At 69.6% G+C, this 22,078-nt stretch carries 18 protein-coding genes; 6 read left to right on the plus strand and 12 right to left on the minus strand.

The genetic code is table 11. From position 1 onward, the window contains the following. Positions 1–147: 147 nt before the first annotated feature. Entirely contained in the window at positions 148–579 is a 432-nt protein-coding gene (locus HRJ34_RS25390) for a glycine zipper 2TM domain-containing protein (protein WP_208632810.1), read from the minus strand. A gap of 138 nt (positions 580–717) precedes the next feature. On the opposite strand from HRJ34_RS25390, the gene HRJ34_RS25395 reads away from it, so the two are divergent. Continuing rightward, positions 718–1,695, plus strand: a complete 978-nt coding sequence (locus HRJ34_RS25395) for a glycine zipper 2TM domain-containing protein (protein WP_029548817.1) — start codon at positions 718–720, stop codon at positions 1,693–1,695. Between the two features lie 171 nt (positions 1,696–1,866). Here HRJ34_RS25395 and HRJ34_RS25400 read toward each other — a convergent pair whose 3' ends face one another. The 8 genes from HRJ34_RS25400 to HRJ34_RS25435 form a co-directional block, all read right to left on the minus strand. Then, positions 1,867–2,919, minus strand: a complete 1,053-nt coding sequence (locus HRJ34_RS25400) for a ribonucleotide-diphosphate reductase subunit beta (protein ID WP_011952347.1) — start codon at positions 2,917–2,919, stop codon at positions 1,867–1,869. An 11-nt stretch (positions 2,920–2,930) separates the two neighbouring features. After that, positions 2,931–3,140, minus strand: coding sequence for a hypothetical protein (locus HRJ34_RS25405; protein WP_226948655.1), 210 nt, complete (start codon positions 3,138–3,140; stop codon positions 2,931–2,933). Positions 3,141–3,623: 483 nt separating this feature from the next. Then, positions 3,624–5,585, minus strand: coding sequence for a ribonucleoside-diphosphate reductase subunit alpha (locus HRJ34_RS25410; protein ID WP_016746053.1), 1,962 nt, complete (start codon positions 5,583–5,585; stop codon positions 3,624–3,626). A gap of 570 nt (positions 5,586–6,155) precedes the next feature. Then, positions 6,156–9,365, minus strand: a complete 3,210-nt coding sequence (locus HRJ34_RS25415) for an autotransporter outer membrane beta-barrel domain-containing protein (protein ID WP_208632811.1) — start codon at positions 9,363–9,365, stop codon at positions 6,156–6,158. Between the two features lie 109 nt (positions 9,366–9,474). Continuing rightward, entirely contained in the window at positions 9,475–11,880 is a 2,406-nt protein-coding gene (locus HRJ34_RS25420) for a TonB-dependent receptor domain-containing protein (RefSeq protein WP_208632812.1), read from the minus strand. Then, positions 11,877–12,824, minus strand: a complete 948-nt coding sequence (locus tag HRJ34_RS25425) for a FecR family protein (protein ID WP_029992722.1) — start codon at positions 12,822–12,824, stop codon at positions 11,877–11,879. Before HRJ34_RS25425 ends, HRJ34_RS25420 begins: the two co-directional genes overlap by 4 nt. Positions 12,825–12,865: 41 nt before the next feature. Continuing rightward, on the minus strand, positions 12,866–13,378 hold the full coding sequence (locus HRJ34_RS25430) for an RNA polymerase sigma factor (RefSeq protein WP_208632813.1): 513 nt from the start codon (positions 13,376–13,378) through the stop codon (positions 12,866–12,868). Between the two features lie 151 nt (positions 13,379–13,529). Then, positions 13,530–14,930, minus strand: a complete 1,401-nt coding sequence (locus tag HRJ34_RS25435) for a hypothetical protein (RefSeq protein ID WP_208632814.1) — start codon at positions 14,928–14,930, stop codon at positions 13,530–13,532. A gap of 157 nt (positions 14,931–15,087) precedes the next feature. Between HRJ34_RS25435 and HRJ34_RS25440 the strand changes: the two genes are divergently transcribed. From HRJ34_RS25440 to HRJ34_RS25455, 4 genes are all read left to right on the plus strand, one after another. Then, entirely contained in the window at positions 15,088–16,083 is a 996-nt protein-coding gene (locus tag HRJ34_RS25440) for a transporter (protein ID WP_011952339.1), read from the plus strand. Between the two features lie 156 nt (positions 16,084–16,239). Next, on the plus strand, positions 16,240–16,968 hold the full coding sequence (locus tag HRJ34_RS25445; protein ID WP_029548820.1) for a dienelactone hydrolase family protein: 729 nt from the start codon (positions 16,240–16,242) through the stop codon (positions 16,966–16,968). Positions 16,969–16,973: 5 nt separating this feature from the next. Then, positions 16,974–17,147, plus strand: a complete 174-nt coding sequence (locus HRJ34_RS25450) for a hypothetical protein (protein WP_158305144.1) — start codon at positions 16,974–16,976, stop codon at positions 17,145–17,147. Between the two features lie 108 nt (positions 17,148–17,255). Further along, the gene (locus tag HRJ34_RS25455) at positions 17,256–19,481 is read left to right on the plus strand and encodes a putative bifunctional diguanylate cyclase/phosphodiesterase (protein WP_208632815.1); all 2,226 of its coding nucleotides are present in this window, start codon (positions 17,256–17,258) and stop codon (positions 19,479–19,481) included. Here HRJ34_RS25455 and HRJ34_RS25460 read toward each other — a convergent pair. The 3 genes from HRJ34_RS25460 to HRJ34_RS25470 are packed head-to-tail and all read right to left on the minus strand — an operon-like array spanning position 19,470 to position 21,576. Beyond that, positions 19,470–20,678, minus strand: coding sequence for a diaminopimelate decarboxylase (locus HRJ34_RS25460; protein WP_208632816.1), 1,209 nt, complete (start codon positions 20,676–20,678; stop codon positions 19,470–19,472). The genes HRJ34_RS25455 and HRJ34_RS25460 overlap by 12 nt on opposite strands. Beyond that, the gene (locus HRJ34_RS25465) at positions 20,665–21,132 is read right to left on the minus strand and encodes an SET domain-containing protein-lysine N-methyltransferase (RefSeq protein ID WP_208632817.1); all 468 of its coding nucleotides are present in this window, start codon (positions 21,130–21,132) and stop codon (positions 20,665–20,667) included. The genes HRJ34_RS25460 and HRJ34_RS25465 overlap by 14 nt, the downstream gene beginning before the upstream one ends. Before the next feature lie 45 nt (positions 21,133–21,177). After that, the gene (locus HRJ34_RS25470) at positions 21,178–21,576 is read right to left on the minus strand and encodes an ATP-binding protein (protein ID WP_011952334.1); all 399 of its coding nucleotides are present in this window, start codon (positions 21,574–21,576) and stop codon (positions 21,178–21,180) included. A 121-nt stretch (positions 21,577–21,697) separates the two neighbouring features. Here HRJ34_RS25470 and HRJ34_RS25475 point away from each other — a divergent pair, with 121 nt between their 5' ends. After that, the gene (locus tag HRJ34_RS25475) at positions 21,698–22,030 is read left to right on the plus strand and encodes an STAS domain-containing protein (RefSeq protein ID WP_037506278.1); all 333 of its coding nucleotides are present in this window, start codon (positions 21,698–21,700) and stop codon (positions 22,028–22,030) included. The last annotated feature ends 48 nt before the right edge of the window (positions 22,031–22,078 follow it).

The following is a 22,078-nucleotide window of genomic DNA, read 5'->3' on the forward strand; positions in this document are numbered from 1 at the left end:
CCGAAAATAGGACGGGGGCAGAACGACAGGCGCGCGACAAGGTTGCATGAACCGAAAACTACGACGGGTTCATGCGGCGGACAGGTGGGCGGTCGACGGAAAAACGCCTGAAATCAGGAATCTATCCCTCGGGTGCGAGGGCTGTCCCTATTTGCACTTGGCCGAGCGCTGCTCCACCTCGCGGCCGAGCAGGGCGCCGCCGCCCGCGCCGACGATCGTGCCGAGCGCACGGTGGCGGCCGCCGTCGACGACGTTGCCGAGCAGCCCGCCCGCGACCGCGCCCAGGATCGCCCCGGTCGTGCCGCTTGGCTTGGGGCAGTCGATCCCGGCGACGGGCGCGTCCGCATCGCCGTCGGCCCGGCCGCGTTCTTCCCAGCGTTCGGACTCGGCCTCGCGCATGTCGGCCTTCTCGGCCTCCGGATCGGCGGCGATGTCCTTGTCGAGCCAGTCGTCGGGCAGCCGCGTCATCCGCGCGCCCTCATGCTCGGCATCGGCGGCGGGGATGTCGACGGCGAGGGCGGGGCCGGCCGGCAGCGCGGCGCCGGAGGCGATCAGGGCGGCGAGGACGAATGGACGCATCGGCGCAACTCCTTTGTTCCTTCATCGTCACGACCGCATCGGCCGTCAAGCGCGCCGATCCTGAATTTCCCCGGCCCTGTCGCGGGAACCGCCTCTCCACCCGAGGGTTCTTGGTAGGGATTGTTTCGGGAGAGTGACATGTACAGGTTGATGATCGCAACGGCCGTCATCGCGCTGGGTGGCGCCCAGGCGGCGGGGGCCGAGACCGTCTGCAAGCAGGACAATACCGGCCGCACCGTCGCGACCATCGCGGGCGCGGGCATCGGCGCGATCCTCGGCCGGGTCATCGACGGCGGCCGCCACAAGGAGGTCGGCACGATCGTCGGCGGCGTGGCGGGCGGCGTCGCCGGCAACCAGCTTGCCAAGGACAACAAGTGCGAGGTCGCCTACGGCTATTATGACGAGAGCGGCCGCTGGCACGCCAACCGGATCGGCGACCGCGCGCCGCGCGGCTATTACGACCGGGGCAATCGCTGGGTCGATGGCCCGCCCAACGGCTATTACGACCGCAACGACCGCTGGGTCGCGTTCGACGGCGACGCCCAATATTCGGGCTATCGCGACCGCGACGGCCGCTGGGTGCCGGTGGGGGTGAGCGGCTATTACGCCGCCGACGGTCAGTGGGTGCAGGCGAACGCGCCCGGCTATTACGACACGCGCGGCCGCTGGGTCGCGGGGCCGACCTCGGGCAGCTACGACGCCAATGGCCGCTGGGTCCCGGGCAGCCGCGGCGGCGATCCGGTCGGCTATTGGGAGGCGCGCAGCGCGCCCGGCCATTATGACGCGAACGGCCGCTGGGTGCGCGGCCAGACCACCGGCTATTATGACGCGCGCGGCCGCTGGGTCTCGCAGGGGCCGGTCAACATCGCCGCCCGCAACATGGATGTCGCCACCCGCGCCGCCCGGATCGAGCAGCGCATCGATCGCCAGCGCGCCCGCGGCCTGATCAGCAAGAGCGAAGCCCGCCGCGCCCAGGCCGAGCTTGCCTCGATCCGCCGCGACGAGGCCAATATGCGCCGCTCGGGCAACCGCCTGACCGCGAACGAGGAGTCGGTGCTGCACCAGCGCCTCGACCGGCTGTCGCAGCAGCTCCGGGCCGATCGGGAGGAGGGATGACTCTCCGTCATCCCGGCGAAAGCCGGGATCCCCCTGCCTTTTCGCGCTTCCGTGGAGCGAAAAACAAAGAGAAGTGAGATTCCGGCTTTCGCCGGAATGACGGCCATAATGAAAAAGCCCGGCTCGAAGGAGCCGGGCTTTCTTCTATCCCCTCAGGATCGAGTGGGCGGCTTACTCCGCCGCCACTCCGGCATGGCCGAACAGCCCGCCGTCGGCATTGTCCTCATTGGCGGCGGCGGCGTTCTTGGCCTTCATGCGGCTGTCGAAGGCGTCCCAGACGTCGCTCCACTGGCCCTTGGTCGCGGCCTTCGAATATTCGGTCGCGCGGGTCTCGAAGAAATTGGCGTGCTCGACGCCGTTGAGCAGCGGCGCCAGCCAGGGCAGGGGATGGTCCTCGATCATGTAGATCGGCTTGAGGCCCAGCTGCCCCAGCCGCCAGTCGGCGATGTAGCGGACATATTTCTTGATGTCCTTGGGCGTCATGCCGTTGACCGGGCCCATCTCGAACACCAGGTCGATGAAGGCGTCCTCGATCCGCACCGTCTTCTGGCACATGTCGAGGATGTCGTCCTTGACCGACGCGGTCAGGCAGTCGCGCTCCTTCACGAAGGCGTGGAACAGGCGGACGATGCCCTCGCAGTGCAACGTCTCGTCGCGGATCGACCAGGTGACGATCTGCCCCATGCCCTTCATCTTGTTGAAGCGCGGGAAGTTCATCAGCATCGCGAAGCTGGCGAAGAGCTGGAGCCCCTCGGTGAAGCCGCCGAACATCGCCAGGGTGCGGGCGATATCCTCGTCGGTGTCGACGCCGAAGGTCGACAGATAGTCGTGCTTGTCCTTCATCTCCTTGTACTGGAGGAAGGCGCTATACTCGGTCTCCGGCATGCCGATCGTGTCGAGCAGGTGGCTGTAGGCCGCGATGTGGACCGTCTCCATGTTGGAGAAGGCGGTCAGCATCATCTTGATCTCGGTCGGCTTGAACACGCGGCCGTACTTGTCGTGGTAGCAATCCTGCACCTCGACGTCGGCCTGGGTGAAGAAGCGGAAGATCTGCGTCAGCAGGTTGCGCTCATGGTCGGTGAGCTTCTGCGCCCAGTCGCGGCAGTCCTCGCCCAGCGGCACTTCCTCGGGCAGCCAGTGGAGCTGCTGCTGCCGCTTCCAATATTCGAACGCCCACGGATATTCGAAGGGCTTGTAGGTGCGGCTGGCCTGGAGAAGCGGCATGGGACGACCTTTCAGCTATAGAAGACGATAAACGCGGCGAGCGCGAACATGACGACGGTGCTCAGGCCCTGCCTGAGCGCGAAACTCTTGAGGTCGGCCGGCGTGTCGGTGAACCCGCCCGTGCCTTTCCTCACCTTGCGCAGCCGGACCAGCGCGACCAGCAGCAGCCACAGGCAGAGCAGGCCGACGAGCGCCGACGCGACGGCGATGATCAGGGGCACCGAAACATCCATCGATCAGTCCCGGCCCACCGGTTCGGAAGCATGCGACATCCGATCGCTCCACCCTGTAGATCGGGATTTCCGTCCCGTGATTCAACCACTTCGCAGGCCAAGTCCCCTGCCGTCGAAGCGCGTCGCCCATCCTATGCCAAGCCGGACTCGCCGACAAATGTTTTTCCGAGGTTTTCCACAAGAGCTTGTGTGTCCGGCTGCACATCACACACCATCGCTATGTCTGTGGGGTGCCCTCTCCGTCATGCCAGCCCCTCGACTGCCTGCAAGGCAGGCGCTCGGGATAAACTTCAGCCAAAGGCTGAAGGCTGGCATCCATGTCTGTTCTCTCCCCGATGGCCATCTGGCGGATGAGAGACATGGACCCCAGCCTGCGCTGGGGTGACGTATGAGGAGATCGGGGGGGCGAAACGAAACGGCCGCGTGATCGTCTCACGCGGCCGTCCCGAACCCTCGTTCAGTTCCGTCCGCCTATTGGCAGGCCAGGCATTCGTCATAATCCTTGGTCTCAAGCTCGATCTGCTTGAGGTCGGGGGTGTTGTCCGCCTCGACCCCGCCCGCGAAGCCGGCGCGCTGCACCGACTTGGAGCGGAGATAGTAGAGCGACTTGATGCCCAGCTCCCAGGCGCGGAAGTGGAGCATCAGCAGGTCCCACTTCTCGACGTCGGCCGGGATGAACAGGTTCAGCGACTGCGCCTGGTCGATATAGGGCGTGCGGTCCGCCGCGAGTTCGATCAGCCAGCGCTGGTCGATCTCGAAGCTGGTCTTGTACACGTCCTTCTCGTCCTGGGTCAGGAAGTCGAGATGCTGGACCGATCCGCCCTTTTCGAGGATCGAGTTCCACACCGCGTCGCTGTCCTTCGACTTCTCGGCGAGCAGCTTCTGCAGATAGGGATTCTTGATCGAGAAGCTGCCCGACAGCGTCTTGTGGGTGTAGATGTTGGCCGGGATCGGCTCGATGCAGGCGCTGGTGCCGCCGCAGATGATCGAGATCGACGCGGTCGGCGCGATCGCCATCTTGCAGCTGAAGCGCTCCATCACGCCCAGGTCGGCGGCGTCGGGGCACGGCCCGCGCTCGCTGGCCAGCAGCATCGAGGCCTCGGCGGCGGCGGCGGCGATATGCTTGAAGATGCGCAGGTTCCAGCTCTTCGCCATCGCGCCCTCGAAGGGCAGGCCGCGCGCCTGGAGGAAGCTGTGGAAGCCCATCACGCCCAGGCCCACCGAACGCTCGCGGCTGGCGCTGTACTTGGCGCGCGCCATCTCGTCCGGCGCGCGGTCGATATAGTCCTGCAGCACATTGTCGAGGAAGCGCATCACGTCCTCGATGAAGCGCTTGTCGCCGTTCCACTCGTCCCAGGTCTCGAGGTTGAGCGAGCTCAGGCAGCAGACCGCGGTGCGGTCCATGCCGTGCTGGTCGCGCCCGGTCGGCAGGGTGATCTCCGAGCAGAGGTTCGAGGTCGACACCTTGAGCCCGACGTCGCGATGATGCTTCGGCATCATCCGGTTCACCGTGTCGTTGAACACGATATAGGGCTCACCGGTGGCGAGGCGGGTCTCGACCAGCTTCTGGAACAGCGCGCGGGCGTCGACCGAGCTGCGCTTCGATCCGTCCTTCGGGCTGACCAGATCCCATTCGGCGCCGTCGCGGACCGCTTCCATGAAGGCGTCGGTCAGCAGCACGCCATGGTGCAGGTTGAGCGCCTTGCGGTTGAAGTCGCCCGAAGGCTTGCGGATCTCGAGGAACTCCTCGATCTCCGGGTGCGAGACGTCGAGATAGACGGCGGCCGAGCCGCGGCGCAGCGAGCCCTGGCTGATCGCGAGGGTCAGCGAGTCCATCACGCGGACGAAAGGGATGATGCCCGAGGTCTTGCCGTTGAGGCCGACCGGCTCGCCGATGCCGCGCACCGAGCCCCAGTAGGTGCCGATGCCGCCGCCGCGCGAGGCCAGCCAGACATTCTCGTTCCAGGTGTTGACGATGCCCTCCAGGCTGTCGTCGACCGAGTTGAGATAGCAGCTGATCGGCAGGCCGCGGCCCGTGCCGCCGTTCGACAGCACCGGGGTGGCCGGCATGAACCACAGCTTCGAGATATAGTCGTAGAGGCGCTGCGCGTGCGGCTGGTCGTCGGCATAGGCCGATGCGACGCGGACGAACAAATCCTGGTAGCTCTCGCCCGGCAGCAGGTAGCGGTCGGTCAGCGTCTCCTTGCCGAAGTCGGTGAGCAGCGCGTCGCGGCTATGGTCCACCTCGATCGGGTAGAGCTGCGGGCGAATCTCCGTGCTGCCGGTCGACACGCGGGCCTTGGCCGGGGCGGCGGCCTTGGCTTCCGCCTCGGGCGCGGCCGCGGGCTTCGCCGCCTTGGCGTCCTTCGCCGGGGAATCCATCGTTGTCGCCACGTCGCTCGCGCTCACTTCGCTGCTGCCAGAAAGGTCCATTACGCCGCCTCCGCACATCCGTTTGGAACGGACCGGTTCAGCGGCCCCGTTCGTGATCCGTTCGACACAGGCGTCACTGGGAAGATAGTGCGTCTTCGGCGCGATACCAGCACCGATTTGACCCATTCCCCGGCTTCCGCAACGCCGCCGAAGGCCATCCGCCCGGAGCGAAGCTCCCGAACGTGATCCACCATCTCTAGCGCTGCCCCTGTTGCCTTACACAACCTATAGTGCCTCATCTGAGTCACAGTTCAAGAGTCAAAATGACGGTTCGGGGACTCTGTTCGTCGCACGACGAAACGAGTCCCGACCCCCTTGACGCGATGGAATAATGAGTCGGCTCAGCCACTTGGCCATGGGGGCGGAACGAAGGCGCAACAAAAGAATCTGTGGATGGAATTTTTGAATCGCGCGCGGCGAAAGAAAATCCCCCGCCCAGGGGAGGGCGGGGGACCAGATACAGGGTGCAGGCATAGTGTCGGGGTGGGTAGCGGCGGGGGCCTCGTGCCGCTTTCGATGGGGAGATCACCCACCCCGTCCCTCCTCAAAGGAGGGAATCCGTTTCGTCCTTCAGAGGCCGACCACCAGGCTGGCGCGCAGCGAGATGGCGGCGCGGCCCTGCTGCTGCTCGGCGCCGGCCTCGCCGCCGATCTGGAAGCCGTTGCCGCCGCCGACGGCGCGCAGCTTGCCGATCCAGCCGCTGGTGCGCTTCTCGGGCTCCAGGGTGAAGGCGGTGCCGCCGGCGAAGCGCGCGGTGGTTGAACCCAGCGATCCGCCGACCAGCTCGCGCCGGCCGCCCTCGGCCTCGATCCGGAACCAGCCCGCTTCCTCGTTCTGGCCGCCGAAGTCGAAGCCGGCGGCGACCGTGCCGCTGACCGCCAGCTCGTCGCTCTTGCGGCCGCCGACGATCAGGTTGAACGCGTCGCCGCCGCCCTTCTCGGCATAGCCGTCCTCCTTCAGCCGGTAATAGTCGAGCGCCGCCTTCGGCCGGACGCTGAACGATCCCATCTGCAGCGTGTAGGCCGCGCCGGCCGCCGCCGAGATCAGCTTGCCGTTCCACCGGCCCTTGGCGCGCCGCTCGACCGTGTCGGTGCCCAGGCTGCCCTGGAAGACGCGTTCGCCCTTGAAGTCGACATGGGCGTAGCTGGCGCGGGTCCAGCCCTGGAAGGGCCCCCAATAGCCGCGCCAATAGGCGCCGATCTCGTACTGGCCGGCGTCGACCTTGTTGTCGGTGCCGCCGTCGGCGTCCTTGCCGTAGAGATAGGCGAGCGAGATGCCGAAGCTGCCGAGGTCGGTCTTGATCTCGCCGCCGGTCGCGACGCCCCAGCCGGTGATGTCGTAGGAGGCGGTGTCGCCCAGCCCCTTCGACGTGCCCCAGCCGACCTGCTGGATCCAGTAGCCCCATTTGCCCATGTCGGCGAAGGGGGCGTTCGGATCGGCCAGGAAGCCCGCGGTCGCGCGCGACCCCATCGTCACCGTCTCGAACGCGCCGCCGGCATGATCGGGCAGCATCTGGCGGACCTTCTTGCGGAAGGCGTCGCCGTCGTTGGTCTCCAGATAGGCGCCGGCGACCTTGGCATCCTTGCCGAGCGCGGCGAAGATCGCGTCATAGGCGGCGGCCTGCGAGCGGTTGAGGCCCAGCTCGCTTGTGGTCTTGCGCTTGACGTCGATCGCCAGCTCGTTCGGCGAGACCGCGGCGACGCTGCCCTTGTACATGAAGGGCAGCAGGGCATCGCTGGTCGCGACGTTGGACGCGCCGGTCACCGTCCCGGCCTTCAGGAAGGTGTAGCGGCCCTCGGCGCCGGCGATGCCGTTGAGGCTGACCGCGACCTTGGAGCCTTGCGCGAAGCTCGCCTCGCCCGCGACCTGGTAGAGGGTGCTGCTCTTGCTCGCCACGTCGATCGCGACGCCGAGCGTGCCCGACCCGCTGACCGCGAGCGACTGGATCGCGGCGGTCGACTTGCCGATGTCGAGCGTGCCGCCGTTGACGGCGACCGCCAGCCCCTGCGCGTTGGAGAGGGCGCCGCGGAACCTGGCGCCGCTGTTCACGGTCAGCTTGTCGCTGCCGCCGCCGAAGTCGACGTCGCCGCTGTGGGAAGCGGTGCCGCTCAGCGTCATGACGTCGTTGCCGCCGCCGAAGCGGACCTTCCCCGCATAGGTGGCGTCGCCCGACAGCAGCAGGCTGTTCGCGCCGCCGCCGAAGCTGGTGTCGCCGGTCACGCTGCCGTCGGCGATGTCGAACAGGTCGTTGCCGTTGCCGAAGCGGACGTCGCCGACGATCGACGGCGCGGTGCCGCTCGCGACCACCGTCTGGCCGATCCGCGCGCCACGGTCATTGGCCGACAGGTCGATCGCGACGTTGCTGCCCGCCGAAGCGCCGGCCGCCGAGATCGTGCCGCTGTTGCTGACGAGGTCGACCTCGCCCGAGCGGTCGAGGATCGCGGTCGCCGTCGCGCCGTTGGCCGAGGCGGTGCCGCTCGCGACCGCCTTGATCGTGCCGCTGTTGACGATCTCGGAGGTGAACGCGCCCTGGTCGATCTGCAGCGCCACCGTCTTCGCGTTGGCGGCGTTGGTGCCCGACGCCTGGAGCACGCCCATGTTCTTGACCTCGGCCACGGTCGCGCCGTCGCCGATCCGCAGGCCGGTGGCGTTGGCGCCCGAGGCGCTGATCGTGCCGCGGTTGGTCATGCCGCCGGCGATCGTCACCGCGCCGCCCTGGCCGCCGATCACCATGCCGCTGCCGTCGACGCCGGCATAGGTGCCCGCGCCCTGGATCGTGCCCTCGTTGACCAGGCCGTGGCCGTCGGCATTGCCGGCGACGGCGCCCAGGGTGACGGCATGGTCCACGGCGCCGATCGCGACCGCGGCCGCCGCGCCGTAGGAGGTGATCGACGCGGAGCCCTCCTTGGAGTCCTCGATGCCGTCCTTGTCCTCGTCATTGTCGGTGGTGCTGTTGTCCTTCGGCGGCACCGCGAAGATGACGCCGCCGGTGACGTTGCCGGCGATGCGGACGGCGGGGCCGCCCTGCAGCAGGTCGTCGGCGTCGAGCTTGCTCGTGTCGCTCGGCGGGGTGGTGTTGCGATAGCCGGTCGAGGTGACCCCGCCCTGGATCACCAGCGCGCCGGTGACGGTGCCGTCCAGCGAGACGCCGACCGCGTCCTGGCCGACCGCGGTGATCGTGCCGGCGATGCGGACGTTGCCGGTCACGTCGCCAGCGCGGACGCCGACCGAGCGGTCGCCGACGACGCCGATCGTGCCGTCCTGGGTCAGCTTGCCGGTCAGCGGGCCGTCGAGCCGGATGCCCGCCGAATCCTTGCCCTCGATCGCGATCGAGCCGCTGTTGACGATGTCGCCGGTGAAGGCGCCGGCGGTGCGGATGCCGACCCGGCCGGTGCCGACCGCGAACGGACCGTCGAGGTCGCCGTCCTTGTCGCTGTCCTCGGCGGTGTAGGTCTCGTCGAGGATGATCTTGCCGCCGGAGGCGTTGGTGATCGATCCGGCGGCGCCCGCCTCGGCGCGGATGCCGGTCGAATTGTCGAGGTTGGTGGCCTGGATCGTGCCTTCGTTGACGATCTTGTTGGCGCTGTCGAGCACCACCGCCGGACCCGCGACGGTCGGCACGACCGACCCGGCCGAGGTGATGCGGATGTCGTCGGCGGCGCCGGCCTTGATCGTCGAGGTGCGGATCGTCGCGGTGCGCTTGTCGCCGACGGTCGTCTCGGCATGGACGGGCACGGCGGCGATCGCGGCGAGGCAGGTGGAGGCAAGCAGGTAGCGCATCGAGTTTCCATTCCCTTTGTCGTGGGGAGAAGGGAGCGCGTCCCTCCTTCCCGCATGACCGGAAGACGGGGCCGATGCGCCGGAGCCTTGGAAGATTTTTGCGGGGGCTTCAGAAGCTCTTGTCGAGGCCGATGCGGATGGTGCGCGGGCGCAGCGGGGTGATCTGCCGGCCGCCCGAGGCCTGGAAGGGGGTGCCGAGCGCGAAGCGGTTGCCGATCGCGTCGGTCAGGTTGGTGACGCCCAGGCTGACGCCGAAATCGGGACGGCCGATCCGCGCGGTCAGCGCGGTGTCGAGATAGTCGCCCTGGAGGTCGCCGAGGATCGGGCCGATGCCGAGCCGCGACTTGCCGATATAGCGGACCCAGCCGTTGAGCCGCAGCTCGATCGCGTCGGAGACCGGGGTGCGATAGTCGAAGCCGATCCGCGTGGTGAAACGCGCGACGTTGGGGATGCGGCTCTGCCCGCCGGTGAAGGCGCCGGTCTTGTCGCTGACCGCCGCCGAGGCGAGCGCGAACAGCAGCGACGGCGACGGATCGGTGACGCGGCTGTCGTTATAGGTCGCGGCGGCGTCGAAGATCAGGCCGGGCAGCGGCGCCCAGCCCAGCGCCGCGCTCAGCGAATAGATGCGGCCGTCGCCGATATTGTCGGTGGTGGGCAGCCCGCCACTGTCGATGAAGTCGGCCTGGATGTCCTGCCAGTCGGTGTAGGACAGGCTCAGCGACAGGTCGAACGGATCGTCGCCGCGCACGCCGTAGCGCAGGCCCGTCTCCATCGTCGCGACATGGTCGTTGCGGAAGCGGCGGACGAAGCCGCCCTCGATCGCCAGGCCGCCGGGCCGGAACCCCTGCTGGTAGCGCGCATAGACGATCAGCCGCGGCAGCAGCGCGGCAGAGACAGAGGCCGACGGCAGCAGCCTGTTCTCCTTGCGGCTGGCGACGATCGCCGCGCGCGCCGCCTCCAGGCTGGGCAGGAAGACCGGCAGAGGGTCGTCGGCGCCGCCGCCCAGCTTCGACCAGGTGTAGCGCGCGCCGCCGGTGACGGTCAGCCCGCGCACCGGCTCGACGCTCGCCTCGCCGTAGACCGTGGTCTCGCGGATGCGGTTCGACACGCCGGTGACCGCGACCGGCACGCCGACCGGGCCCAGCGACCGGTCGAGATCGGTGCGATTGTGGGTGTAACTGGCGCCGATCACCCAGCCGAAACCGTCGCGGGTCGGCCGCCACAGCCGGTTCTCGGTCGCGAACATCCGGGTGTGGTTGCGCTGGGTGAACAGGCGCTCCGCCCCGTTCATGCTGGCGTCGTAGCGTTCGTCCAGCTTCTGGCGGACCAGCCCGGTCGAGGAGAGGAAGGACAGCCCGTCCCAGCTCTTGGCGACGACCAGCTCGCCCAGCGCGTAATTGCCGTCGAAGCCGCCCGGCGTCCGGCTCGACCGCTTCAGGCCGCCGAGGCTGCGGTCGGCATATTGGCTGTCGCGGCCCTCATTGTCCTGGTAGACGCCGCCGAGGTCGACGGTCCAGCCGTCGCCGGCATCGATCCGGAGCGTCGCGCGGCCGCCGGCGATGCGGGTGCGGTTGATGTCCTTCTTCTGCCGCCAGACATCGTCGATATAGCCGCCCTCGCGCAGCCCGTAGGCGACGGCGCGCAGCGCCACCCGGTCGCCGATCACCGGCAGGTTGAGCATGCCGCCGAGATCGCCGGAGGGATCGCCATGCGCGGTGACCGAGGCGCCCGCCGACAGCGCGCCGCCGAACTGGCCGAGCCGGGGCGGGTTGCGGACGATGCGGATGATCCCGCCGAGCGATCCGGCGCCGTAGAGCGTGCCCTGCGGCCCTTCGAGGATCTCGACCGACCGGATGTCGTAGAGGCGCAGGTCGGGATCGGGCGCGTTGTAGGTCAGCCGCATGTCGCCCAGATACTGGCCCACCGTCGCCTGGGTCGGCCCGGTGAAGCTCGAATCGGCGATGCCGCGGATGAACAGCTTGTTGCGGCCGGCGCCGAGATGGGTCGAGGACAGGCTGGCGACGCGGGCCAGCACCGATTCCATCCCCTGCTCTCCGCCGAAGGTCAGGTCGGCGCCGTCGAGGATGCTGACCGATCCGGGGAAGTCGCGCAGCCGCGTGTCCCGCTTCGAGGCGGTGACGATGATCGGCGGCTCCTCGCCCTCGACGATCGCGGCGGGGCGCGCGGGGCGGGCGGACCTGGGCGGCGCGGCGGCATCCCGCGCGGCGACGATGCGGAAGCTCCGGTCGCCGAGCACGACGAGCCGGGCGCGGCTGCCGCGCAACAGGCGGCGCAGCGCGTCCTCCGCGCTCATCCGGCCGCGCAGCGGCGCCACGCGCATCGCCCAGATCGATCCGTCGGCGACGCTGATGCTGGCCCCGGTCTGCGCCGCGAGCGCCGCCACCGCGTCGCTCAGCCGGCCCGCCGGCAGGTCGAGCGCCGCCCTTTCCGCGGCGCCGGCAGGGGCGGCCACGACGAGCAGCGATATGCTGGCGAGGGCGAGGGCGCGCTTCACGGGGTCCGGGGCGACAATATCCATTCCCGCCCGCTGCGGCGGACGTCGACGTCGAGCAGCGCGGCGAGCCCGGCGACGTCGTCGTCCCGGCCCAGGCTCAGCACGCCGCGGAAGCGCTGGCCGGCGACGCGCGGGTCGGCGCGGACGGTCTCGCCCGACCAGCGGCTGAGGTCGGCGGCGACGTCGGCCATGGTCTGGCCGTCGTAGATCAGCCGCCCCTCGCGCCAGCCGGCGACCGCGCCGGGCGCAACGGCGGCGAGCTCGATGTGCGGATCGCCGTCGACCGCGCGCAGGCGGCGGCCGGCGTCGAGCCGCACCGCCTCGCTGTCGGGATTGTAGACGACCGCGCCCTCGGCGACCTGGACGGCGGTGACGCGGCCGTCGCGGACGACGTTGAAGCTGGTGCCGACGTCGACCAGCGTCGCGTCGCCGACCAGCACCTTGAACGGCGCATCGTCGTCATGGACCACGTCGAACAGCGCCTCGCCCCGCTCCAGCGTCGCGTGGCGCGGGTCCTTGCGGTCGAGGGTGATGCGGGTGCCGCCGTTGAGCGCGATCCGGCTGCCGTCGTCGAGGGTGACGGTGCGGTGCATGCCCGGCGCGGTCTCGATCTGGTAGAGCGACGGCTGGCGCTCGATCATGCCGAAGCCGATCAGGCCCGCGACCGATGCCGCGATCGCGCCGCCCAGCCAGGCGCGGCGGTTCAGCCCCGGGCGCCGCAGCGGGACGACGTTGGACGGAACCTCTGCCGGAACCGGCGGCGCGGCGGCGAGCAGAGCGGCCATGTCCTGATCGGCGATCGCCAGGCGATGATAGGCTTCGGCCCGCGCCGGATCGCCGGCGAGCCATGCCTCGAATTCCTCCCAGCCGTCGAAGCCGGGGTCGCGCTGGCGGATCACCCAGTCGAGTGCCGCGGTTTCCATATCGTGCCTGTCCTCAGCCATGAAAAAACGGCTCCCTGATAGGCAGGACGGAATCGACCGGCTCATCCCTCATCGAAGCTGCTCCTCAGCTCGGTCATCGCGCGATAGGCGCGGCGCAGGTCGCTTTCGACCGTGCTGATGCTGACCCCGAACTCGTCTGCGATCTCGCGCTGGCCGACCCCGTCGATGCGGTGGCGGCGGAAGATCGCGGCGGGCCGCTCGCCCAGCGCGTCGAGCGCCGCCTGGGCGAGGCGGAGCTGCTCGCGCGCGATCAGCCGCCGTTCGGTCGAGGGCTCGTCGGACTGGCCGGGAACGGTGGTGGCGGCCTCGGTCCAGTCCTGGTCGCGCTTGGTCGCCTGCTGCTGCGACCGATAGCGGTCCAGCATCAGGTTGTTGGCGGCGCGGTAGAGATAGGAGAGCGGCTGGGCGATCGGCCCGGCCGGCGCGGACGAGACCTTCAGCCACAATTCCTGCAGCAGGTCCTCGGCCGCGTCGCCCGCCCCATGCGCGCGCAGGAAGGCGAGCAGCCGGCCCCGGCTCGACAGGAAGACGGCCTCCAGGCCGGTGCTGCTCATGTCCCCGCTCGCTTCTCCGCACACGGAACTGGGGTCCGGGCCCCTAGGGACGGCGCTGTACACGGCGCGATGGCATGGTGCCAATCCCTTCGAGGAGCGACGGCCCCCCTTGCTCCAGACGGTTTCGAAACCGCGACGCCTTGGCCCCGTCTCATCGCACCCGCTCGTACAGCTGCCAGTCCATGCCCGACAGCCCGGCGGCATGGCCCGCGGCGATCGGGCGGAAGGCGGCGCCGCAGCGCAGCGCGGCGAGCGGCAGGGGACGGGTGCCGTCGCTCGACAGATAGACGAAGCGGGCGGGCGCGCAGCTCTCCAGCGCGAGAAGCTGATAGACCCGCGACGCCGCCGCGCTTTCGAGCACCGCGCTGTCGGCGCCATGGTCGAGCAGCACCGCCGCGCCGCCCGGCGCGCGGCGGATCATCGCATCGACCGCCGGGCCGGGATCGCCGCGCCGGCTGCCGATGATCGCCGCGTCGGCGACCAGGCCGGCCACCAGGATCATGCCGGCCGCGACCGCCGCCGCCTGCTTCTCCCGCGCGATCAGCGCCGCGAGCAGGTCGGCGATCAGCAGCAGCAGCGCGACCGGGACGAGCAGATAATAGCCGGGAAGGGCGCTGCCGTCGGGGCGGAGCAGCGCCACCAGCAGTGGAAAGCCGAGGATCGCGATCAGGAAGAAGGGCGCCCGGTCGGCGAGCGGCCCCTTCCGCCGCACCGTCAGCGGAAGCAGCAGCAGCGCCAGCATCGGCAGGCCGATCAGCGGCGTCCAGCCGATCGTGAAGGCCAGCATGTGGACGAGCGCGTCGAGGAAGCCGGGCCAGGTGAAGGCGGCGCGGCCGCCGATCCATGGCCCGTCCGCGCCGGCATAGGTCCCGAGCAGGACGATGAGGAGCGCCGCGACCGCTGCGGCGACCGGCCCGCCCATCAGCCGGGCGGTGGCGGCCAGCGCGCGGCCGGCCGGCATGTGCCGTCCGCGCTCGATCAGCACCCAGCCGCTCAGCGCCGCGACGCCGGACAGCATCGACACATGCGCGAGCATGCCGAGCAGGGCGGCGAGGCTCAGCCATGCGGCGGCGTGACGCACCGGCCGGCCGAACAGCGCGCGGTCGACCATCCAGATCGAGGCGAGCAGGGCCAGCAGCGCCGCCGCATGGCCGCTCGCCTCGGACCCGTAGGTGACGAGGATCGGCGAGACGGCGGCCATCGTCGCGGTCAGCAGCGCGGCGCCCGGTCCGCGCCGCAGCCCGATCAGCCCGGCGACGCCGATCGCGGCGGTGCCGCAGGCGATCGACAGCGCGCGGCCGAGCAGCGGCGATCCGCCCCAGCCGACGAATTGCAGCCAGGCGATGGTGAGCAGGTCGCCATGGCCATGGCCGATCGCGAGCAGCATCTCGCCGGGCGTCCGCGCATCGCGCGCGAACAGCGCGGCCCAGGCCTCGTCGAGCCAATAGTCGCCTTGCGCCGCGGCGATGCGCAGCGCGAGGCCCAGCGCCATCGGCAGCGCAAGCGCCAGCCAGGGTTTCCAGCCGGAAGGAGGATTCGGATCGTCGCCCACCATCGCCGCTTCTATCGGGATCGCGCGGTCATGCCAGCCTTCCTTGCATCGTTCCCCCTTGTCACCGTTCGCGGCTAAGCTGTGCCCGAAGCGTCGCACGGCGATTCGGCGGGACGCGCCGGATGCGCGGGGCGCAGGGACGGAGCGAGACCGGGACGTGCCGACGAACAGCGATCCATTGCCGATCACGCCGTTCCCGGCGGCGCCGGGGCTGATCTGGGGGTTCGACCTCGACGCGGCCGGCGCGCACCCGACGGAGCGGTGCGAGGAGAAGGGCGGCGGCTTCCGCTGGCTGCACCTCAGCCTGGCGCATCAGGGGACGGCGAGCTGGATCAACCGGCTGGAGACGCTGCCCGAGGACGTCAAGGAACTGTTGCTGGCCGGCGACAACCACCAGCGCGCGCTGGTCGACGAGGGCGTGGTCGGTTGCGTGCTCCACGATTTCGAGCGCGATTTCGAGCAGCGCAGCACCCAGGTCGGCGCGATCCGGATGGCGCTGACCCCGGTGATGATGATCACCGCGCGGCTCCACCCGATCCGCTCGGCCGACAATGTCCGCAACCGGCTGACGCATGGCCGCCGCATCGAGGAGCCGAGCGATGCGCTCGACCTGCTCGTCACCACCATCGCCGAGGGGCTGTCCGCCGAGGTCCGCGACCTGAGCGGCGAGGTGCAGCGCGCCGAGGACGGCTTCCTCAACGACGTCAACGCGCCGACCGCGCGGAGCCTGATCGCGATCCGGCGGCGGCTCGCCCAGCTCCACCGGATGCTCGCCGGGATGAGCACGGTATTCCGGCGCCTCGAAGAGGACGAGGAGCTTCCCGAGGCGCTGCTCGCCACCGTCGAGAAGCTGTCGCAGCGGCTCCAGTCGCTCGACGCCGACGTCGAGGGCGTCCAGCGCCAGCTCCGCCAGCTCCGCGAGGAGATCGAGACCCAGGTCGACCAGCGCACCAACCAGAATCTCTACATCCTGTCGATCATGACCGCCCTGTTGCTGCCGGCGACCTTCGTCACCGGCCTGTTCGGCATGAACACCGGCGGCCTGCCCTGGGCGCAGACGTCGCACGGCACCTTCCTCGCCACCCTGCTCGCCTGCGCCGCGGCGGGCGCGACCTATCTGCTGCTCCGCTGGATGGGGTTCATGCGCCGGTAGGATATTTCGGGATTCGAAAGGGGGCGGAGGACCGGGAGGCCGACCCGTCCCTTATTGGTCCGAGATGGATCAGAAGAGGCGAAAAGCAGCGATTGTGTACGGCTCGTGACATGCTTAACAGGCGATCTGGGGTGGGAAGGTCGAATGGGGAGAGTCATGCACACCGAAATTCTGACCTACGAGGCCGACGGCCTGCGTATGGAAAGCCACCTCTTCGTCGATCCCGCGCAGAGCGGCCGGCGGCCCGGCGTGCTGGTCTTCCCCGAAGCCTTCGGCCTGGGCGATCATGCCAAGGAGCGGGCGCGCCGGCTGGCCGGGCTCGGCTATGCCGCGCTGGCCTGCGACCTCTATGGCGAAGGCCGGTTCATGGCCGATCGCGAGCAGATGATGGCGCTGTTCGGCCCGCTGCGCGAGGCGCCCGAGCGGATCCGCGCGCGCGCCGGCGGCGGCCTCGAGGCGCTGCTCGGCCGGGACGAGGTCGATCCGGCGCGGATCGCCTCGATCGGCTATTGCTTCGGCGGCACCATGTCGCTCGAACTGGCGCGCGGCGGCGCGCCGATCGCGGGTGTGGTCGGCTTCCATAGCGGCCTCGCGACCGGACGGCCGCAGGACGCGAAGGACATAAGGGCGCGGATATTGGTGCTGATCGGCGCCGACGATCCGGGGATTCCCCCCGAGCAGCGCGCCGCCTTCGAGGCGGAGATGCGCGCCGGCAAGGTCGACTGGCAGATGAAGCTCTATGGCGGCGTGGTCCACAGCTTCACCAACAAGGACGCCGATGCGATGGGAATGCCCGATTTCGCCCGCTACGACGCGGCCGCCGACCGGCGCTCCTGGGACGAGATGATCGCCTTCTTCGGCGAGATATTCGGCAAGGCCGCCTGACCGCCATGCCGGATCGATCGAAGGGCTCCGCCGCGCGGCTGCGGCGTGAAGCGGCCAGGGCGCGCCTGCTGGCCCACAACACCGCCGACGAGGCGGAACGCGAGCGGCTGGCCGCCATGGCCGCGATGTTCGATCGCGAAGCCCAGGCGATCGACGAGGCGCTCGGCGTGAGGCCCTGATCGCCCCGGCCAGGCGGAGCGCTCTCGATGGCCAAAGCCGGCGCCGGGCGATAGGATGGCGGCGAGGAGCCGGCGATTCGTGGTGATGTGGCGTAACGGGTCGATATCTTGCTGACGGGGCTGGTGCGCCTCGGCGATCGCGCGGGCACCGAACCGCGCGAGGCGCTCACCTCCCAGATCATCGCGCGGACGATCTTCATCGTGCTGCTCATGGCGGCGATGCTGGGCGGTTTCCTCTGGTACGCCGCGCGCAAGGCCGACGAACTGTCGATCGATCGTCAGCAGAAGCTGATCGCCACCGTCCTCGAACAGAATTTCCGATCGATCGCGCATGACCAGGAGGTGGCGACCGTCTGGGACGACGCGGTCGAGCAACTGGCGCGCCGGCCGATCGATCAGGACTGGATCGACGATAATCTCGGCGTCTGGCTCTACACCTATTACGGCCATGACGAGGTGTTCATCGTCGACCCGCAGGATCGGCTGGTTCATGCGATGCGCGGCGGCCGGCGCGAGGACGCGGCGCGCTATGCCCGGTCGATCGGCACGACCGGCCGGGGGCTGATCGCCGAGCTGCGCGCCAAGATGCGCGCCGGCGCCAAGGTATCGCGGCAGGGGACGGTCCTCTCTCCGGGCGCGATCGACCTCGCCACCATCCATGGCCGCCCCGCGATCGTCAGCGCGAAGCCGATCGTCACCGACACCGGCGAGCGGCCGGTGCCGCCGGGGAAGGAATATGTCCATGTCAGCATCCGCTATCTGGACGGCAGCTTCATCGCCGACCTCGCCCGCCGCTATCAGCTCGAAGGAGGCCATTTCTCGCGCCGGCCGCCGCGCGACGCGGAAGACAGCACGGTCGCGCTGCGGACCCGATCGGGCGCGGGCATCGGCTATTTCGCCTGGGAGCCCTTCCGGCCCGGCCGCGCGATGCTGCGGCAGGTCGGCCCGGTGCTGGTCGGATCGCTGCTGCTCGTCTTCGCGCTGGTCGCCTGGCTGTTGCACCGGATCAGTCGCGGCACGCGACAGCTCAGCGCCGCCAAGTCGCAGGCCCAGCATCTCGCCGACCATGATCCGCTGACCGGGCTCGCCAACCGCGCGTTGTTCGAGCGGCGGCTCAACGAGCGGCTGGGCGAGATCTGCCTGACCGGGGAGACGCTGGCGCTGGTCTATGTCGATCTCGACCATTTCAAGAACGTCAACGACCATCTCGGCCATCCGACCGGCGACCAGCTGATCCGCGCGCTGGCGGACATATTGAGCGAGCTGGCGCCCGGCGACGTCGTCGCCCGGCTGGGCGGGGACGAGTTCGCGATCATCCACGGCTCCGACAATTCGGCGGCGACCGCCGAGCAACTCGCGCGCAGCATCCATCGGACGCTGGCGCGGCCGATCGACCTCGGCAATGGCGAGGTGCTGATCGGCGCGAGCATCGGCGTCGCGGTGGCCCCGCAGGATGGGCTCGACCGGGTCGAGCTGGTCCGCAAGGCCGACATCGCGCTCTACGACGCCAAGCGTGGCGGCCGCCGCCGGCACAGCTTCTATGCCGACACGATGGGCGAACGCATCCGCGATCGCCACGAGATCGAGGCGGAGCTGCGCGAGGCGATGCGCACCGGCGAAGGGCTCGACATCGCCTACCAGCCCTATTTCGCCGCGAAGAGCGGGCTGCTGCTCGGCGCCGAGGCGCTGATCCGCTGGGACCATCCGGTGCGCGGCCGGATGCTGCCCGCCCAGTTCGTGCCGGTCGCCGAGGAGTGCGGGCTGATCGAGACGCTGGGCGAATGGGTGCTCGAACAGGCCTGCCTGGTCGCGGCGCGCTGGCCGGCGGGCACCATCTCGGTCAACCTGTCGGCGATGCAGCTCCGCAATCCGGCGCTGGCCGAGCGGGTCTATGCGATCCTGCGGCGGACCCGGCTGTCTCCGAGCCGGCTCGAGCTGGAGATCACCGAGACGAGCTTCGTCGACAGCAGCGAGAAGTGCCGCGCCAATCTCGGCTGGCTGCGCGACATCGGCGTGCGGATCGCGCTCGACGACTTCGGCACCGGCTATTCCTCCTTCCGCCACCTGCGCGGCTTCGAGGTCGACCGGATCAAGATCGACCGCAGCTTCGTGTCGACGATCCAGCCGGGCCAGGCGGGCAGCCCGGTGATCCAGGCGATCGTCGACCTGGCGCGGCTGAGCGGGCTCGAAACCACCGCCGAGGGGGTGGAGACCGAGCAGCAGCGGCGCTTCCTGACGAGCATCGGCTGCGACGTGCTGCAGGGCTTCCTGCTGGCGGAGCCGCTCGGCGCGACGGCGGTCGAGGCGCGCTTCTTCGCGGAGCTACACCAGTAGCTCGGTGAACGCCCCGCGCATGCAGTGGTTCGAGCTCATCGCCGAACCATAGCCGCCGGCATTGATCAGCGCGACATGGTCGCCTTCCTCCAGCGGCGGCATCGGATGATCCTCCGCCCACAGGTCGAGCGCCTCGTTGATGTTGCCGGCGACGCTGACCGGCTGCCAGCGCGCCGGGTCCGGCTCGCGCAGGACGCAGGCGACGGGCTCGCAGGGCAGGTCGTAATGCGCGGGTTCGGGGTGGAGGTTGAACCCGCCGTCGACCGCCACGAACAGCGTGTCGCGCTTGCGTTCGACCCCGACCACCGACAGCAGCAGCAGCCCCGCGTCCTTGACCAGATAGTCGCCCGGCTCGACCGCGACCGTCAGCCCGCGGCCGCTGAAATGGCGGGCGACGATCGACGACCAGCGGGCGAGGTCGAGCGGCGCGTCGCCGGCGCGGTGGGGCAGGCCGAGGCCGCCGCCGATGTTGACCGTCGTCGCCTCCGGAAGATCGGCGAGGAAATCCGCCGCCGCGCCGACCGCCCGGTCCCAGGCGTCGAGCTGGCCCGACAGATAGCCGCAACCGACATGGAAATGGATCGCGGTGATGCGGAGATCGTGGCGCGCGGCGAGGCCGAGCGCCTCGGCCCATTGCTCGCGATAGATGCCGAACTTGGTGGTGCGCGCGCCGGCATAGGTGAGCCGCGCGGAATCGCCATAGCCGGTGCCGAAGCCGGGATTGATGCGGATGCCGATCGCGCGGCCCGGCCGGCGTTCGCCGATCCGGCGGATCTGGCCGAGCGAGTCGCAGTTGATGTGGAGATCGTCGTGGATGAGCAGCCGGTCGAGGTCGCGGTCGGCGACGCTGGTGCCGGTGAAGCTGATGTCGCCCGCGCGGAAGCCGCAGGCCAGGGCGAGGTCGAGCTCGTCGGGCGAGCAGATGTCGACGCCGACCGCGCCGTCCGCTGCCAGCATCTCCAGCAGCGGCGCGAAGCGGTTGCACTTCATCGCATAGTAGACGCGGTGCGCGCAGCCGCTCGCGCCCAGCGCGCCGCGCAGCCGGTTCAGATTGGCGCGGATGCGGCCGGCGCCGTAGACGAACAGCGGGCTGTCATGCGCGCGGGCGAGGGTCTCGACGTCGGCGCCCGCGAAGATCAGCCGGCCGTCGGCGTCGCGGTGCAGGTCGTCGCGCGCCCACCACTCAGCGGGCATCATGCTCCGCCAGCCAGGCCAGGCCCTCCTGGTTCGGTCTCTCCCGGCGGCCATGGATCCAGCTCCGGCAGGTCGCCGCGCCGCAACAGCAGGCGAACTGGCGATGGAGGCGGTCCTCGGTGTCGGCATAGTCGACGGTCAGCACCTCGCCGGGCGCGACCGCGCGCAGCGCGACGAGGGTGAAGCCGACCATGTCGAGCCGGCAATTGGGATCGCAGCCATGGCTGAGATAGCCGATATAGCGGGTGCCGCTGATATGGCGGCTGGCGTCGATCTGCAGGCTGTGCTGGCAGATGTCGCCGCTGACGACGCCGGCGAAGCGATGGACGACGGCGCCCGCCGCGAACGCCTGCCGCGTCCGCACGCCCAGCCCGCGCGAATCGTCGAGACGCACGACGTCGAGCGCCTCGTCGTCCTGAAGCTGCCGTGCCGTTGCCCACTCCGGCGCAGACGTCATGCTGTCCTGTCCCCGTTTGCCCGGCGGCAGGATAGGCCGAAAAGCTCAGAAAGTCTTGCTAAAGATCAGCCGGTTCCGATCCTCGTCGCGGGCATAGGCGACGTCGTCCATCAATTGCCGGACCAGGTGGATGCCGAGCCCGCCGATCGCGCGGTCGTCGATGTCGAGATCGGTATCGGGTGCCTCGCGGGCGAGCGGGTCGAAGGGTGGGCCGTCGTCGACGATGGTGGCGGCGAGGCGCCGGTCGGCGATCGCCAGCGAGACCGACAGCATCCCGCCGCCATGCTTGGCGATGTTGCTCAGCACCTCGTCGAACGCGATCATCATCCGCGCCGCCTCGACGGGCGGGACCCCGGCGGCGTCCAGCCAGGTCTCTATCTCCGCGAGCAATGCGGGAAGACCGGCCGCGCCGGCGGGCAGGGAGCGTTCGAACCTAGCCCCCATGTCGCCGTGCCGCCCGCCGTTTCGCCGCGCCGCCGCCTACGATAATCCTGTGGTAAATCGAGACCCACTCCTGATATGCAGCGACGCCGACGAGCCGGAGCCGGAGCGGATTCTAGACCAGATGGACATCAGCGAAAATAGCCGAGACGGCACCCTCGTGATTTCGGCCGCCGGCCGCATCGACAGCACCACGGCGGGCGAGCTGGAGGCGGTGTTGCCGGCCCGCGTCCGCGATCATGGCGCGGTCGTCGTCGACCTGTCCGGGGTCCCCTATGTCAGTTCGGCCGGGCTGCGCGTCCTGCTGATCGGCGCCAAGGGCGCGAAGGCCGCCGGGCACCGGCTGGTCATCACCGGCGTCGCACCGGCGGTGCGCGAGGTGTTCGATATCAGCGGCTTCTCGAAGATCTTCGCGATCGAAGCCGACGTCGACGCGGCGATCGCCTCGCTCGGCTAGAATTTGTCCGACCCACTCGTCCTGAGGAGGGACTGAGCTTTGGCGAAG

Origin of the sequence: Rhizorhabdus wittichii (assembly GCF_017607425.1) — a bacterium.
GTDB classification, from domain to species: Bacteria; Pseudomonadota; Alphaproteobacteria; order Sphingomonadales; family Sphingomonadaceae; genus Rhizorhabdus; species Rhizorhabdus wittichii.

What these genes read in the sequence shown, in the direction of transcription:
- HRJ34_RS25415 (WP_208632811.1), bottom strand. Translation starts at nt 9,365, where the DNA reads ATGCGCTACCTGCTTGCCTCCACCTGCCTCGCCGCGATCGCCGCCGTG.
- HRJ34_RS25390 (WP_208632810.1), bottom strand. Translation starts at nt 579, where the DNA reads ATGCGTCCATTCGTCCTCGCCGCCCTGATCGCCTCCGGCGCCGCGCTG.
- HRJ34_RS25475 (WP_037506278.1), top strand. Translation starts at nt 21,698, where the DNA reads ATGGACATCAGCGAAAATAGCCGAGACGGCACCCTCGTGATTTCGGCC.
- HRJ34_RS25430 (WP_208632813.1), bottom strand. Translation starts at nt 13,378, where the DNA reads ATGAGCAGCACCGGCCTGGAGGCCGTCTTCCTGTCGAGCCGGGGCCGG.
- HRJ34_RS25465 (WP_208632817.1), bottom strand. Translation starts at nt 21,132, where the DNA reads ATGACGTCTGCGCCGGAGTGGGCAACGGCACGGCAGCTTCAGGACGAC.
- HRJ34_RS25460 (WP_208632816.1), bottom strand. Translation starts at nt 20,678, where the DNA reads ATGATGCCCGCTGAGTGGTGGGCGCGCGACGACCTGCACCGCGACGCC.
- HRJ34_RS25450 (WP_158305144.1), top strand. Translation starts at nt 16,974, where the DNA reads ATGCCGGATCGATCGAAGGGCTCCGCCGCGCGGCTGCGGCGTGAAGCG.
- HRJ34_RS25425 (WP_029992722.1), bottom strand. Translation starts at nt 12,824, where the DNA reads ATGGCTGAGGACAGGCACGATATGGAAACCGCGGCACTCGACTGGGTG.
- HRJ34_RS25410 (WP_016746053.1), bottom strand. Translation starts at nt 5,585, where the DNA reads ATGGACCTTTCTGGCAGCAGCGAAGTGAGCGCGAGCGACGTGGCGACA.
- HRJ34_RS25445 (WP_029548820.1), top strand. Translation starts at nt 16,240, where the DNA reads ATGCACACCGAAATTCTGACCTACGAGGCCGACGGCCTGCGTATGGAA.
- HRJ34_RS25395 (WP_029548817.1), top strand. Translation starts at nt 718, where the DNA reads ATGTACAGGTTGATGATCGCAACGGCCGTCATCGCGCTGGGTGGCGCC.
- HRJ34_RS25400 (WP_011952347.1), bottom strand. Translation starts at nt 2,919, where the DNA reads ATGCCGCTTCTCCAGGCCAGCCGCACCTACAAGCCCTTCGAATATCCG.
- HRJ34_RS25470 (WP_011952334.1), bottom strand. Translation starts at nt 21,576, where the DNA reads ATGGGGGCTAGGTTCGAACGCTCCCTGCCCGCCGGCGCGGCCGGTCTT.